The 14095-nt window shown below is 69.6% G+C and carries 13 protein-coding genes; 12 read left to right on the top strand and 1 reads right to left on the bottom strand.

Going from position 1 to position 14095, the window contains the following annotated elements; genetic code table 11:
• Positions 1 to 2: 2 nt before the first annotated feature.
• Positions 3 to 365: an ArsR/SmtB family transcription factor gene (locus tag ACX9GQ_RS05585; protein WP_459628564.1), complete on the bottom strand. Its 363-nt coding sequence runs from the start codon at positions 363 to 365 to the stop codon at positions 3 to 5.
• 160 nt (positions 366 to 525) lie between these two features.
• Here ACX9GQ_RS05585 and ACX9GQ_RS05580 point away from each other — a divergent pair, with 160 nt between their 5' ends.
• The 12 genes from ACX9GQ_RS05580 to ACX9GQ_RS05525 all read left to right on the top strand — a co-directional run bounded on the left by ACX9GQ_RS05580 (position 526) and on the right by ACX9GQ_RS05525 (position 14078).
• Positions 526 to 2088 carry an alkaline phosphatase family protein gene (locus ACX9GQ_RS05580; RefSeq protein ID WP_459628563.1) on the top strand — a complete coding sequence of 521 codons (1563 nt, stop codon included), beginning with the start codon at positions 526 to 528 and terminating at the stop codon, positions 2086 to 2088.
• A gap of 238 nt (positions 2089 to 2326) precedes the next feature.
• Positions 2327 to 3619 carry an urea ABC transporter substrate-binding protein gene (gene urtA / locus ACX9GQ_RS05575; RefSeq protein ID WP_459628562.1) on the top strand — a complete coding sequence of 431 codons (1293 nt, stop codon included), beginning with the start codon at positions 2327 to 2329 and terminating at the stop codon, positions 3617 to 3619.
• Between the two features lie 170 nt (positions 3620 to 3789).
• Positions 3790 to 5415: an urea ABC transporter permease subunit UrtB gene (gene urtB / locus ACX9GQ_RS05570; protein WP_459628561.1), complete on the top strand. Its 1626-nt coding sequence runs from the start codon at positions 3790 to 3792 to the stop codon at positions 5413 to 5415.
• Positions 5412 to 6578 (top strand): urea ABC transporter permease subunit UrtC, encoded by a 1167-nt coding sequence (gene urtC, locus ACX9GQ_RS05565; protein WP_459628560.1) that lies wholly within the window; start codon positions 5412 to 5414, stop codon positions 6576 to 6578. Before urtB ends, urtC begins: the two co-directional genes overlap by 4 nt.
• A 4-nt stretch (positions 6579 to 6582) precedes the next feature.
• Entirely contained in the window at positions 6583 to 7338 is a 756-nt protein-coding gene (gene urtD / locus ACX9GQ_RS05560) for an urea ABC transporter ATP-binding protein UrtD (protein ID WP_459628559.1), read from the top strand.
• A 1-nt stretch (position 7339) separates the two neighbouring features.
• Entirely contained in the window at positions 7340 to 8041 is a 702-nt protein-coding gene (urtE, locus tag ACX9GQ_RS05555; RefSeq protein ID WP_459628558.1) for an urea ABC transporter ATP-binding subunit UrtE, read from the top strand.
• Positions 8016 to 8873 (top strand): urease accessory protein UreD, encoded by an 858-nt coding sequence (locus ACX9GQ_RS05550; RefSeq protein ID WP_459628557.1) that lies wholly within the window; start codon positions 8016 to 8018, stop codon positions 8871 to 8873. Before urtE ends, ACX9GQ_RS05550 begins: the two co-directional genes overlap by 26 nt.
• Before the next feature lie 23 nt (positions 8874 to 8896).
• Positions 8897 to 9517, top strand: a complete 621-nt coding sequence (locus tag ACX9GQ_RS05545; RefSeq protein ID WP_459628556.1) for an urease subunit gamma — start codon at positions 8897 to 8899, stop codon at positions 9515 to 9517.
• A gap of 19 nt (positions 9518 to 9536) precedes the next feature.
• Positions 9537 to 11249, top strand: a complete 1713-nt coding sequence (gene ureC / locus ACX9GQ_RS05540; protein ID WP_459628555.1) for an urease subunit alpha — start codon at positions 9537 to 9539, stop codon at positions 11247 to 11249.
• Positions 11250 to 11420: 171 nt separating this feature from the next.
• Complete coding sequence (locus tag ACX9GQ_RS05535) at positions 11421 to 12647, top strand: MFS transporter (protein ID WP_459628554.1); 1227 nt, start codon at positions 11421 to 11423, stop codon at positions 12645 to 12647.
• A 47-nt stretch (positions 12648 to 12694) separates the two neighbouring features.
• Entirely contained in the window at positions 12695 to 13405 is a 711-nt protein-coding gene (gene ureE / locus ACX9GQ_RS05530; RefSeq protein WP_459628553.1) for an urease accessory protein UreE, read from the top strand.
• Positions 13398 to 14078, top strand: coding sequence for an urease accessory protein UreF (locus tag ACX9GQ_RS05525; RefSeq protein ID WP_459628552.1), 681 nt, complete (start codon positions 13398 to 13400; stop codon positions 14076 to 14078). Before ureE ends, ACX9GQ_RS05525 begins: the two co-directional genes overlap by 8 nt.
• Positions 14079 to 14095: the final 17 nt, after the last annotated feature.

Raw genomic sequence — 14095 nt, 5'->3', positions numbered from 1 at the left:
CCTCAGGGGGTCGGCGTCGAGTCGGAGCGCCGGATGCGGCGCTCGAACGGATCGGGAAAGGGCGCGGCGAAAGCCGTCGACAGCGTCTGCATGATCATGCGGATGTGGTCGGAGGCGACGCTGTAGTAGATGATCTTGCCTTCGCGCCGCGCCTTCACCAGTCCGTCCAGCCTCAGGCGCGCGAGCTGCTGAGAAACCGCCGCCTGCCGGCGTCCGAGGGCTCGTTCGAGCTCCGTGACGCTTTTTTCCCCATCCATCAGGAGGCACATGATGACCAGCCGCGCCTCGTGGGATAGCGCCTTCAGCAAGGCGGTCGCATCCCTCGCGCGCAAGGCGAGTTGGTCCATATTCGGGGTCGTGGACATGAAGAAGAGGTATTTCCGGTAGTGCTGCGTGCGGCCGTGAGTTAGACACGGCGGGCCCGCTTCGTAAAGACTATTGTCCTCTTTTCGGCACGATTTTGGACCCGTTCCGGACCGGGATAAGCTTCCCATCGCGATACATGCGGTCCATGCGGGGAAAGTGATGAGAAAGGTGCTGTTCATCGCCGCCGACCAGTGGCGCGGCGATGCGCCGCGTCTCTTCGGCGGGCCGAGCCTGACTCCGAATCTCGATGCACTGGCCTCGGAGGGCACGACGTTCGCGCGACATTTCACGCCGGCGGTACCGTGTGGACCGGCGCGGGCGACGCTGCTGACGGGGCTCTATCCCTTCGTGCACCGCTCGGTGCGGAACGCCACCCCGCTCGATGCGCGCTTCTCCAACGTGGCTCTGGAGGCGCGCCGGGCCGGGTACGACCCGGTGCTGTTCGGCTACACCGATTCGTCCGTGGATCCGCGCACGGTGCCGCCGGACGACCCGCGCACGCGCAGTTTCGAGGGCATCCTTCCCGGCTTCCGGCTGGAGGCGGCGCACAACGAACTCAGCCTGCAGCCCTGGGCCACGGACCTCGTCCGCAAGGGCTACGCTGTTCCGGACAAGCTGCATGACCTCTACAACCATCCGGGCCGCACCCGGAAGATGGAGCACTTCTCCCGCGATCCCGCCCTCTACCGGGCGGAGGATTCCGATACCGCCTGGCTGACCGAGCGCCTGCTCGACTGGTGGCGGCTGCGACGGGACGATCCCTGGTTCGTGCATCTCGTCTGGATGCGGCCGCATCCGCCCTTCATCGCCCCCGAGCCCTACAACATGCTCGTCGACACCGGCCGGATCGCGGCGCCGCGGCGGCGGGAGGCCCTGACGGACGAAAGAGCCTTCCATCCGTTCCTCGACGCCTGGCTCGACGAGATGGACAACCACGACTACCTGAAGAGCCAGGTGAACCCGCTCCGCGCGACGATGGACGACGTCATGGCGATGCGGGCCGTCTACGGCGGCCTGATCGCGGAGGTGGACGCGAACCTCGGCCGGCTCGTGGAGCATCTCAAGCAGACCGGCGAGTGGGACCAGACGCTCGTGATCGTCACCGCCGACCACGGCGAGATGCTTGGTGACCACTGGTGCTGGGGCAAGGGCGGCTGGTTCGACCCGGCCAACCACGTGCCGCTGGTGATCCGCATGCCGGGCGCGGACCCGGCGGCGCGGGGGCGCGTGGTGGACGCGTTCACCGAGAGCGTGGACCTCGCGCCGACCATCCTCGAGTGGATCGGCCTCGAGCCTCCCGCAGACATGAACGGCCGCTCGCTCCGCCCGTGGCTCGAGGGCGCCACGCCCGGCGATTGGCGCGACTACGTGTTCTGGGAGTACGACTTCCGCACGCTCGGCAGCGGCGGGATGGAGCAGCACCTCGGCCTGCTGCCCGACCAGTGCACGCTCGACGTCATCCGGGAGGAGCGCTGGAAGTACGTCCACTTCACGGCGCTGCCGCCGCTCCTCTTCGACCTCGCCACAGATCCGGGCGAGTTCGTCAACCGGGCGAACGACCCGGCCTGCGCGGGCGAAGTCGCCCGCCTCGCCCAGCGGCTGCTCTCGCACCGCATGCTGCACGCCGAGCGCTCCCTCGCGAACACGAAGCTGGGCAAGCACGGCGTGCGCACCTGGTCAGGGGACCGCGGCAACGTGCCGCGCGATTTCTGGTCACTTTGAATCCAGTCAGGGGGTAATCCCACCGCGGGTGCCTGTTTTTTTGGCACCTCCCGGGCCGTGCCTGATCGGCGGGCACTCCGGCCCTCCGAACGGCCGTGCTCAAGCCTCCCGCGGTCGGTGTGTCGCCCTCCCCGGCTGCGCAAAGCGGCCCGACACGCGCCTGACGCGGCGGTTCGGGAAGCTGGCACGGCGCTTGCCACCACGGTTCACGGTCAATCCGGTTCCGAGGGGACAATTCATGACTCGATCGTTCAAGGCATTCCTGACGGGGGCCGCCGTGGCCGCCGGCGTCACGCTCGCCTCTTTCGGCGCGCAGGCGCAGAACACCATCAAGGTCGGCATCCTGCACTCGCTGTCGGGCACGATGGCGATCAGCGAGACGACCCTGAAGGACGTCATGCTGATGCTCATCGAGGAGCAGAACAAGAAGGGCGGCCTGCTCGGCAAGAAGCTCGAGGCCGTCGTGGTCGACCCGGCCTCGAACTGGCCGCTCTTCGCCGAGAAGGCGCGCGAGCTGCTGACGAAGGACAAGGCGGCCGCCGTGTTCGGCTGCTGGACCTCGGTGTCGCGCAAGTCGGTGCTGCCGGTGTTCGAGGAGCTCAACGGCATCCTCTTCTACCCGGTGCAGTACGAGGGCGAGGAATCCTCGAAGAACATCTTCTACACGGGCGCGGCTCCGAACCAGCAGGCGATCCCGGCCGTCGACTACCTGATGGAGAACGAGAAGGTCCAGCGGTGGGTGCTGGCCGGCACCGACTACGTCTATCCGCGCACGACGAACAAGATCCTCGAGGCCTACCTCAAGGCCAAGGGCGTCAAGCAGGAAGACATCATGATCAACTACACGCCGTTCGGACATTCCGACTGGCAGACGATCGTGGCGGACATCAAGAAGTTCGGCTCGGCCGGCAAGAAGACGGCTGTGGTCTCGACCATCAACGGCGACGCCAACGTGCCGTTCTACAAGGAGCTGGGCAACCAGGGCATCAAGGCGACCGACATCCCGGTCGTGGCGTTCTCGGTGGGTGAGGAAGAACTCGCCGGCATCGACACCAAGCCGCTCGTCGGCCACCTCGCCGCCTGGAACTACTTCCAGTCGGTCGACAACGCCGACAACAAGGCGTTCATCGAGAAGTGGAAGGCCTTCACGAAGAACCCGAAGCGCGTGACGAACGACCCGATGGAGGCGCACGTCATCGGCTTCAACATGTGGGTGAAGGCGGTCGAGAAGGCCGGCACCACCGACACCAACGCCGTGATCGACGCCCTCATCGGCGTCAGCGTGCCGAACCTGTCGGGCGGCTTCTCCGCGATGATGCCGAACCACCACATCACGAAGCCGGTGCTCATCGGCGAGATCAAGGCGGACGGCCAGTTCAACATCGTGTCGCAGACCCCGGGCCTCGTGGTCGGCGACGAGTGGTCGGACTACCTCGAGGGCTCGAAGGACCTGATCTCCGACTGGCGAGCCCCGATGTCCTGCGGAAACTTCAACGTGAAGACCGGCAAGTGCGGCGGCGCCACGAAGTGATCGCCCGCACCTGAGACAGCCCGGCCGGCGAGCCTTCGCCGGCCGGTTCCAGGCGGCGCCGTCGGGAGGGGACCTGGACGCGCCGTTGCGGGCGGCCCCGCTTCACAAGGCTACGGCCGCCCGCCCCCTCTTTCGTCCGCTTCCCGCGAGCTCCTGCCAGGGCCGGTCCCATGCCTCCTTCCGCCATCCCGAGGGTCCTGCGCGCCGTCGCCGGACTGTTCGCCCTTCTCGCGGTGATCGCCGCCGCCCCCGGCGGCGCGAGGGCCCAGGCCCCCGCCGACGCCGCCTTCAACCGGATGGCGACCGAGACGTTCAACGAGATCGAGGCCGCCATCGGCGATCTCGCCGCCACGGGCAGCGAGCGGGCCCAGCCGGCCCTCGAGGCGCTCGCCGCCGGCAACCTCGTCTACCGGCAGGCAGACAAGGCCGTCTTCATCAAGCAGGCCGACGGCACGGTCCTCGATGCGCGCACCGGCGCGAAGGTCGAGGCCCCGTCGGGCACCCGCCCCGTCCGCGTCAACAACCGCATTCGCCGCGCGCTCGACGCCGCCCTGGGTTCGCTGACGCTGCTCAATCCCGATCCCGCCAAGCGTCTCGCCGCGGCGGAGTCCGTTTTCAAGTCCCGCGACGTCAACGCGCTGCCGGCACTCGACACGGCCATCGGCAAGGAGACCGAGCCGCGCATCAAGCGGGCCCTGCAGCAGGCCCGTGCCGCCGTCGTCCTGCTGAGCGACCAGTCTTCGGACGCCGAGAAGGTCGCGGCCGTGGACGTGATCGGCGACCGCGGCGACCAGGATGCGCTCAACCTCCTCGGGCTCGCCGCGTCGAAGTCCTCGCCCATCGTGAAGCTGGCGGCTGAGACGGCTTCCGCCACGATCCAGCGGCGCCTGGCGCTGCTGTCAGGCCTGCAGAACGCGTGGTACGGCCTGTCGCTCGGCTCGGTGCTGCTGCTCGCCGCCATCGGGCTCGCCATCACCTTCGGCGTGATGGGCATCATCAACATGGCGCACGGCGAGATGGTGATGCTCGGCGCCTACACGACCTTCGTGGTGCAGGAGTTCCTGCGCACGAAGTATCCGGGCCTGTTCGACTGGTCGCTCGCCATCGCGCTGCCGCTGGCCTTCCTCGTGGCCGGAGCGGTGGGCATCGCCATCGAGCGCGGCGTCATCCGCTATCTCTACGGCCGGCCGCTGGAGACGCTGCTGGCCACGTGGGGCGTCAGCCTGATCCTCCAGCAGACGGTGCGCTCGATCTTCGGCGCCAACAACCGCGAGGTCGGCGCCCCATCCTTCATGGCCGGAGCGTTCGACTTCTACGGCTTGACGATCACCTACGGCCGGCTCTGGATCATCGTCTTCGGCCTCGCCGTCTTCGTCGCCCTGCTCTTCGTGCTCAAGGCGACGTCGTTCGGCCTGAAGATGCGGGCGGTGACGCAGAACCGGCGCATGGCCTCGGCGATGGGCATCCGCACACCGTGGGTCGACAGCCTCACCTTCGGGCTGGGTTCCGGCATCGCCGGCATCGCCGGCGTGGCGCTCTCGCAGATCGACAACGTCTCCCCCAACCTCGGCCAGAGCTACATCGTCGACAGCTTCATGGTCGTGGTGTTCGGCGGGGTCGGCAACCTGTGGGGCACGCTGGTGGCCGCCCTGTCGCTCGGCATCGCCAACAAGTTCCTCGAGCCCTTCGCCGGCGCCGTGCTGGGCAAGATCGCGCTGCTCGTCTTCATCATCCTCTTCATCCAGAAGCGCCCGCGCGGCCTGTTCGCGCTCAAGGGCCGGGCAGTCGAAGCATGATCACGATGAAGCTCATCGGCGGCCTCGACCAGCGCGGCCGCATCTTCCTCGCGATCCTCGCGCTCGCCGCCGTCATGGTGCCGGTGCTGAACCTGATGGTGCCGCCCGGTTCGCCCTTCCACGTGCCCACCTATGCCGTGTCGCTGATGGGCAAGTACCTGTGCTACGCGCTGCTCGCGGTGGCGCTCGACCTCGTGTGGGGCTACTGCGGCATCCTCTCGCTCGGCCACGGCGCGTTCTTCGCGCTGGGCGGCTACGCGATGGGCATGTACCTGATGCGCCAGATCGGGCCGCGCGGCGTCTACGCCAACCCGATCCTGCCCGACTTCATGGTGTTCCTGAACTGGAAGGAGCTGCCGGTCACCTGGTACGGCTTCCAGTTCTTTCCCTACGCCATGCTGATGGTGCTGCTGGTGCCGGGGCTGCTCGCCTTCGTGTTCGGCTGGTTCGCCTTCCGCTCGCGCGTCACCGGCGTCTACCTGTCGATCATCACGCAGGCGATGACCTACGCCCTGCTGCTCGCCTTCTTCCGCAACGACATGGGCTTCGGCGGCAACAACGGCCTCACCGATTTCAAGGACATCCTGGGCTTCAACATCCAGGCGCAGACGACCCGCGTGTCGCTGTTCGTCATCACGCTGGCGGCGCTGGCGGCCGGCTACCTGCTGGCGCTCGCCATGGTGAACTCCGCCTACGGCAAGGTGCTGATCGCCATCCGCGACGCGGAATCCCGCACGCGCTTCCTCGGCTACCGGGTGGAACGCTTCAAGCTGGTCGCCTTCACCGTCTCGGCCTGCATGGCCGGCGTGGCGGGTGCGCTCTACGTGCCGCAGGTGGGCATCATCAACCCCTCCGAGTTCGCGCCGGCGAACTCCATCGAGGCGGTGATCTGGGTCGCGGTCGGCGGCCGCGGCACGCTGGTCGGCGCGGCGCTCGGCGCCGTGCTCGTCAACTGGGCGAAGACGTGGCTCACCGGCGCCCTCCCGGAGATCTGGCTCTTCGCGCTCGGCGCGCTCTTCATCGTCGTCACGCTGTTCATGCCGAAGGGCATCGTCGGCACGCTCTCGGCCTGGAGCCAGCGCCGCGCCGAGGAGAAGGCCGCGAGGAAGGCCGGTCCCTCGACCGCGGCACCCGCTGCCCCCACCCCGGCCGTGGCGGAGTGAGCCGATGACCGAAGAACAGCTCACCCAGTCCCTCCTCTACCTCGACGGCGTCGGTGTCTCCTTCGACGGATTCCGGGCACTCAACAACCTGTCGCTCGTCATCGGCCCGGGCGAGATGCGCGCCATCATCGGCCCGAACGGCGCCGGCAAGACGACGATGATGGACGTGATCACCGGCAAGACGCGCCCCGATACGGGCGACGTGCTCTTCGGCGGCAACGTGGACCTGACGAAGCTCGACGAGGCGGCGATCGCGGAACTCGGCATCGGCCGCAAGTTCCAGAAGCCCACGGTGTTCGAGAGCCACACGGTCGTCGACAACATCCTGCTCGCCAAGAAGGGGCCGCGCGGCGCGCTGTCCTCCCTGTTCGGCTGGCGCAACCGTGTCGAGGAGGCGGAGCTCGAGCCGATCCTCGTCAAGATCGGCCTCGCCGACCACCGCCACCGCATGGCCGCCGACCTGTCGCACGGGCAGAAGCAGTGGCTGGAGATCGGCATGCTGCTGGCGCAGGACCCCAAGCTCCTGCTCGTCGACGAGCCGGTCGCGGGGATGACCGACGCCGAGACGGAATCCACTGCCGAGTTGCTGACCTCCATCGCCCGGGACCACGCCGTGGTGGTGGTGGAGCACGACATGGCCTTCGTGCGCGCGCTCGGCTGCAAGGTCACCTGCCTGCACGAGGGCAGCGTGCTCGCCGAGGGCACCATCGACGCCGTCTCCGGCAACGAGCGCGTCATCGAAGTCTACCTGGGGCGCTGAGATGACCACCCTCGCCATCGACGGCATCGACCTCTACTACGGCGCCGCGCAGGCGCTGCGCGGCGTCTCGCTGAAGGCCGAGACGGGCCAGGTGACCTGCGTGCTCGGCCGCAACGGCGTCGGCAAGAGCTCGCTGCTGCGCGCCATCATGGGGATCCAGCCGATCCGCAACGGCAGCATCGCGTGGAAGGGAGAGACGCTCGGCGCGATCCCGCCCTACGACCGCGCGCGGCGCGGCATCGCCTACGTGCCGCAGGGCCGCGAGATCTTCCCCCTGCTGACGGTGAAGGAGAACCTCGAGACGGGCTTCGCGCCGCTGAAGCGGCAGGACCGTTACGTCCCTGACGAGATCTTCGACCTGTTCCCGGTCCTCAAGGACATGCTGAACCGGCGAGGTGGCGACCTCTCCGGCGGCCAGCAGCAGCAGCTCGCCATCGGCCGCGCGCTCGTCACCCGCCCCACGCTGCTCGTCCTCGACGAGCCGACGGAGGGCATCCAGCCTTCGATCATCAAGGACATCGGCCGTGCCATCGCCTACCTGCGCAACAAGGGCGACATGGCGATCCTCCTCGTCGAGCAGTACTTCGAATTCGCCCGCGACCTGTGCGACAGTTTCGCCGTGATGGACCGCGGGCAGATCGTGCTCGCCGGCCGCAAGGACGACATGGTCGAGAGCGATGTACGCCGGCACCTTTCCGTCTGACACGACGCCCGGCGGCGCGGGCGGCGACCTTCCCGCCTATGTGCGCGCCGAAGGGCGCCTGCGCATGCGCCTCGCCGCCCGCCCGCGCGGGACGGAAGCGATCGAACTGTCCGAGAGCGGCGGCTACCGCATCCGCTTCCCGCGCGCGGCCGCCGGCTGCGAGGCGGTGATGATCAACACCGGCGGCGGCATGACCGGCGGCGACCGGCTGCAGGTCGAGATCGCCGTCGAGCCCGACGCCGCGGCCGTGGCCACCACGCAGTCGGCCGAGAAGATGTACCGCTCGACGGGGGCCGACACGCAGATCGACGTGCGGCTGTCGCTCGCCGGGCGAGCGCGGCTCGCCTGGCTCCCGCAGGAGTCGATCCTGTTCTCCGGCGCTCGCCTGTCCCGGCGGTTCGAGGCGGACGTCGATCCTTCCGCCTCCCTCACGCTGTGCGAGGCGATGGTGTTCGGCCGCATCGCCATGGGCGAGACGCTGGGCGACGGGCTGATCCGCGACCGCTGGCGGGTGCGCCGCGGCGGGCGGCTGCTGTTCGCCGAGGACATCCGGGTCGACGGGCCGCTGGCCGGAGCGCTGGCGCGGCCGACGGTCGCCGGCGACGCGCTGGCCGTCGCCACCGTGCTGCACGTGGCTCCCGACGCCGAGGCCCGGCTGGAGGACGCCCGCGCCGCGCTGGAGGGCGCCACGAGCGATTGCGGAGCCAGCGCCTGGTCGTCCATGCTGGTGGCCCGCTTCGCCGCGCCGTCGCCGTCCGCCCTTAGGCGGGACGTGGCGCGGTTCCTCGAAACCTTCCTCGCCATGCCGCTTCCGCGCGTGTGGCAGTGCTGACCGACCGCTGACGAGGGCCGACGATGAACCTCTCACCCCGCGAAAAGGACAAGCTGCTCGTCGCCATGGCGGCCATGGTCGCCCGGCGCCGGCTGGAGCGCGGCGTCAAGCTGAACCATCCCGAGGCGATCGCGCTGATCACCGACTTCGTCGTCGAGGGCGCCCGCGACGGGCGGTCCGTGGCCGACCTGATGGAGGCGGGTGCCCACGTGATCACGGCCGACCAGGTGATGGACGGCATCGCCGAGATGATCCACGACGTGCAGGTTGAGGCGACCTTCCCCGACGGAACCAAGCTCGTCACCGTGCACAACCCGATCCGCGGCGCCTCCGGCGCGCTGACGCCCGGCGAAGTGACGACGCTGCCCGGCGACATCGCCATGAACGAGGGGCGCGAGACGGTGACGCTCACCGTCGCCAACACCGGCGACCGGCCGATCCAGGTGGGCAGCCACTACCACTTCTTCGAGACCAACCCGGCGCTGTCGTTCGACCGGGCGAAGGCCCGCGGCATGCGCCTCGACATCCCGGCCGGAACCGCCGTGCGCTTCGAGCCGGGGCAGACCCGCGACGTGCGGCTCGTGGCGCTGGCCGGCGACGGGACCGTCTACGGGTTCCGGCAGGACGTGATGGGCAAGCTCTGAGCGGGAAGGACCGACGACGATGGCGACCACCCTTTCCCGCTCCGCCTATGCGGACATGTTCGGCCCGACCACCGGCGACAGGGTGCGGCTCGCCGACACCTCGCTCGTCATCGAGGTGGAGAAGGACTTCACCATCTATGGCGAGGAGGTGAAGTTCGGCGGCGGCAAGGTCATCCGCGACGGCATGGGCCAGAGCCAGCGCAGCAACGCGGAAGGCGCCGTCGACACCGTCATCACCAACGCGCTGATCCTGGACCACTGGGGCATCGTCAAGGCTGACGTGGGCATCAAGGAGGGCCGGATCGCCGCCATCGGCAAGGCCGGCAACCCCGACATCCAGCCCGGCGTCACCATCGTCATCGGCCCGGGTACGGACGTCATCGCCGGCGAGGGCAAGATCCTTACGGCCGGCGGCTTCGACAGCCACATCCACTTCATCTGCCCGCAGCAGATCGAGCACGCGCTGATGTCCGGCGTCACCTCGATGCTGGGCGGCGGCACGGGCCCCTCGGCGGGCACCAACGCCACCACCTGCACGCCCGGCCCGTGGCACATGATGCGGATGCTGCAGAGCTTCGACGCCTTCCCGGTGAACCTCGGCCTCTCCGGCAAGGGCAACGCGGCGCTGCCGGGTGCGCTCGTCGAGATGATCCGGGCCGGGGCCTGCGCGCTGAAGCTGCACGAGGACTGGGGCACGACACCGGCCGCCATCGACAACTGCCTGGCCGTCGCGGACGACCACGACATCCAGGTCATGATCCACACCGACACGCTCAACGAGTCGGGCTTCGTCGAGGACACGGTGAAGGCCTTCAAGGGCCGCACCATCCACGCCTTCCACACGGAAGGCGCCGGCGGCGGGCACGCGCCCGACATCATCAAGGTGGCGGGGCTGCCCAACGTGCTGCCGTCCTCCACCAATCCGACCCGGCCGTTCACGGTGAACACGCTCGACGAGCATCTCGACATGCTCATGGTGTGCCACCACCTCGACGGCTCGATCCCGGAGGACCTCGCCTTCGCCGAGAGCCGCATCCGCCGCGAGACGATCGCCGCCGAGGACATCCTGCACGACATCGGCGCGCTCTCGATGATGTCGTCGGACAGCCAGGCCATGGGCCGCCTCGGCGAGGTCATCACCCGCACGTGGCAGACGGCCGACAAGATGAAGAAGCAGCGCGGCGCGCTTTCGGGCGACGGGCCGGGCAACGACAACTTCCGGGCCAAGCGCTACGTCGCCAAGTACACGATCAATCCGGCCATCGCGCACGGCGTGTCGAAGCACATCGGCTCGGTGGAGCCGGGCAAGCTCGCAGACCTCGTGCTGTGGTCTCCCGCCTTCTTCGGCGTGAAGCCCGACCTCGTGGTCAAGGGCGGCATGATCATCGCCGCGCCGATGGGCGACCCCAACGCCTCCATCCCGACGCCGCAGCCGGTGCACTACCGGCCGATGTTCGGCGCCTTCGGCAAGGCGCTGACGGCGACCTCGATGGTCTTCACCTCGCAGGCGGCCATCGCCGACGGCCTGCGGGACAGGATCGGCGCGACGAAGGAGTTCGTCGCCGTCGAGAACGTGCGCGGCGGGATCACCAAGGCGTCGATGATCCACAACGGCGCCACGCCCGACATCCAGGTCGACCCGGAGACCTACGCCGTGACCGCCGACGGGGAACTCCTCGTCTGCGAACCGGCGAAGGAACTGCCGATGGCGCAGCGCTACTTCCTATTCTGAGCCGTTTCCCCGACGTCGCGTCCAGGCTCTTCCAGCCGTCTCGCGGCCGACCGGGCCCGCCCGGCATGCCCCCGCTGCAGAGCGGCCATCCGCCCTCGGGCGACGGCGGCATGGCGGCGCGCGTCCGTCTGGCCTAAAGCTTCCCGGGGGGAAGCGGCGACGCGGGCAGGCATGGCGACGGCGGTCACACGGGCCACGGCGGTGCTGGCCGTCACGCAGGTGACGGGCTGGGGCACGACCTTCTACCTTCCGGCCATCATCGGCCGCGCGATGGCCCGCGACCTCGGCCTGACCACCGAGTTCGTGTTCTTCGGCGTGACCCTGATGGTCATCGTGATGGCCGTGGTGTCGCCCTGGCTGGGCAAGCGGCTGGACCGGGTCGGCGCGGCCGGGTCGCTGGTGGCGGGTTCGTGCGTCTTCGCGCTGGCGCTGGCGACGCTCGGGATGGCACGCGGCCCGACCTCCTACGCCGCGGGCTGGCTGCTGATCGGGCTCGGCGGCAGCCTCGCCCTGTCGCTGCCGGCCTTCACCGCGCTCGCGCAGGTCGCCGGGCAGGCGGCGCGAGGCAGCATGTCGACGCTGATGCTGTTCACCGGCATCGCGTCCTCCATCTCCTGGCCGGTCACCGGCTGGCTCGACGCCCATGTCGGCTGGCGCGGCGTCTGTTTCACCTTCGCCGTGGTGCATGTGCTGCTCTGCCTGCCGCTGCACGCCTTCGTCCTGCCGCGGCGCAGCGCGGTGGCCGGCGGCGCCGGCCCGACGCCGGCACCCTCGGCGGTGACGCCGGAGGGCCGGCGGCTCGCCGTGCTGGTCATGGCGCCCTGCTTCGCCCTGTCCGGCTTCGTCTCCTGGGGCCTGTCCCTGCATGTCCTCGAACTGCTCGAGCAGTCGGGGCTGAGCGAAGCCGTGGCGCTCACCGTCGCCTCGAGCATGGGGCTCGTCTCGACGGGGGCCCGAGTGGCGGACTTCGCCCTCGGCCGGCGCTTCTCGCCGATGAAGACCGCGCTCGGCGCCTGCGGCCTGATCGTGATCTCGTTCGCGGTCTTCGCCGTCTTCATCGGCTCGCCAACCGCGGCGATCGGTTTCATCGGGCTCTACGCCTTCGGCACCGGCCTCTTCGCCGTCTCCCGCGCCACGCTGCCGCTCTGGGTGTTCGGATCGGCGAGCTACGGTACGTTCGCCGGGCGGCTCGCCTTCGGCCAGAACGTCGCGAACGCAGTCGCCCCCGTGGTCCTGGCCTTCGTCATCGACCGGCAAGGCATCGGCCCGGCCATCGGCCTCCTCGGCATCGCGTCGGCAGGGGCCTTCCTCCTCCTCGCGGGCCTGACGCTGGTCGTGCGGCGCCATGAGGTTCCGGTGCCGGCTGAGGCGGTGGCGGCGCCGGAGACGCGTGCCTGACCGGGCGCCGCGTGCTATCAAGCGCGGCCGATCCGAGGAGCGTCCCTATGCTGCGAGCCACCGCCGTCGTCCGCAAAGCCGCCGTGAAGCCCGAGCGCGTCGCCGACACCGTCGTGCTCGACCATGACGGCCGCCATCGCCGCCGCATGACCCTGACCGGAACCGGGGGGCTGGCCTTCCTGCTCGACCTCGAGAAGGCGACCGTTCTCAACGACGGCGACGGGCTGAAGCTGGAGGACGGCCGCCTCGTGCAGGTGAAGGCCGCCGCGCAGAAGCTGCTGGAGGTCCGCGCCGAGAACCCGCTGCGCCTGCTGAGAGTGGCCTGGCACATCGGCAACCGGCACACGCCGGCCGAGATCACCGCCGACGCCATCTACATCGAGGACGACCACGTGCTCGCCGAGATGGTGCGCGGGCAGGGCTGCAGCGTGACCGCGGTCGAGCGCCCGTTCCAGCCGGAGAAGGGCGCCTACGACCACGGCGGGCACGGGCATCACCACGACCACGACCACGATCATGATCATGATCATCGCCACGCCCATGGTCACGACCATGACCATCAGCATGGCCCCGGCTGCGGCCACGACCATTCGCATGACCATGCGCACGCTCACGGGCACTCGCACGACCACGGTCACGAAAAGGCCCACGCCCCCCACGAGCACGGGCCGGGCTGCGGCTGCGGGCACGACCATCACCACGACCACGGGCACGACGACCAGCACGGCCACGGCGGGCACGGCCACAAGCATGGCTGAGACGGCCCTGCTGCCGCTCATGGTGTGGCTGTCGCCGGCCTTCCCGGTCGGCGCCTTCGCCTATTCGCACGGGCTCGAATGGGCGGTCGAGACGGGGCAGGTGAAGGACGCGGCGACGGCCGAGGCCTGGATCGCCGGCCTCCTCGACCACGGCTCCGGCCGCAACGACGCGGTTCTGCTGGCCTGCGCGTGGCGCGCCGTCACGGCGGGCGACGATGCGGCCCTGCGCGAGATCGCCGAGCTGGCCGTCGCCCTTCAACCCACGCGGGAGCGGCACCTGGAGGCCACGGCGCAGGGCAACGCCTTCCTCGCCATCGCCCGCGCCTCCTGGCCGGCGCCGGCCATCGACCGTCTGGCGCGACAGTGGGACGGCGACGTCGCCTATCCCGTGGCGCTCGGCGTGGCGGCGGCCGGGCATGGCCTGCCGCTTGCACCGACCCTCCAGGCGGCGCTGCTCGCCTTCGTCGCCAACCTCGTCTCGGCCGCCGTGCGGCTCGGCCCCATCGGCCAGACGGACGGGCAGCGAGTGACGGCTGCGCTGCTGCCGCGCGTCGAGGCCGCGGCCGCCTTCGCCGTGTCCGCGACGCTCGACGACCTCGGCGGCGCGGCGTGGCGGACGGACATCGCCTCGGCCCGGCACGAGACGCAGTACACCCGCCTGTTCCGCTCCTGACGACCGACCGACGAAGG

This window comes from Alsobacter sp. R-9, assembly GCF_054612375.1.
The sequence above is the reverse complement of the archived record's forward strand: the minus strand, read 5'-3'. Positions and strand labels throughout refer to the sequence as shown.

What these genes read in the sequence shown, in the direction of transcription:
- ACX9GQ_RS05585 (WP_459628564.1), bottom strand. Translation starts at nt 365, where the DNA reads ATGTCCACGACCCCGAATATGGACCAACTCGCCTTGCGCGCGAGGGAT.
- ACX9GQ_RS05580 (WP_459628563.1), top strand. Translation starts at nt 526, where the DNA reads ATGAGAAAGGTGCTGTTCATCGCCGCCGACCAGTGGCGCGGCGATGCG.
- urtA (WP_459628562.1), top strand. Translation starts at nt 2,327, where the DNA reads ATGACTCGATCGTTCAAGGCATTCCTGACGGGGGCCGCCGTGGCCGCC.
- urtB (WP_459628561.1), top strand. Translation starts at nt 3,790, where the DNA reads ATGCCTCCTTCCGCCATCCCGAGGGTCCTGCGCGCCGTCGCCGGACTG.
- urtC (WP_459628560.1), top strand. Translation starts at nt 5,412, where the DNA reads ATGATCACGATGAAGCTCATCGGCGGCCTCGACCAGCGCGGCCGCATC.
- urtD (WP_459628559.1), top strand. Translation starts at nt 6,583, where the DNA reads ATGACCGAAGAACAGCTCACCCAGTCCCTCCTCTACCTCGACGGCGTC.
- urtE (WP_459628558.1), top strand. Translation starts at nt 7,340, where the DNA reads ATGACCACCCTCGCCATCGACGGCATCGACCTCTACTACGGCGCCGCG.
- ACX9GQ_RS05550 (WP_459628557.1), top strand. Translation starts at nt 8,016, where the DNA reads ATGTACGCCGGCACCTTTCCGTCTGACACGACGCCCGGCGGCGCGGGC.
- ACX9GQ_RS05545 (WP_459628556.1), top strand. Translation starts at nt 8,897, where the DNA reads ATGAACCTCTCACCCCGCGAAAAGGACAAGCTGCTCGTCGCCATGGCG.
- ureC (WP_459628555.1), top strand. Translation starts at nt 9,537, where the DNA reads ATGGCGACCACCCTTTCCCGCTCCGCCTATGCGGACATGTTCGGCCCG.
- ACX9GQ_RS05535 (WP_459628554.1), top strand. Translation starts at nt 11,421, where the DNA reads ATGGCGACGGCGGTCACACGGGCCACGGCGGTGCTGGCCGTCACGCAG.
- ureE (WP_459628553.1), top strand. Translation starts at nt 12,695, where the DNA reads ATGCTGCGAGCCACCGCCGTCGTCCGCAAAGCCGCCGTGAAGCCCGAG.
- ACX9GQ_RS05525 (WP_459628552.1), top strand. Translation starts at nt 13,398, where the DNA reads ATGGCTGAGACGGCCCTGCTGCCGCTCATGGTGTGGCTGTCGCCGGCC.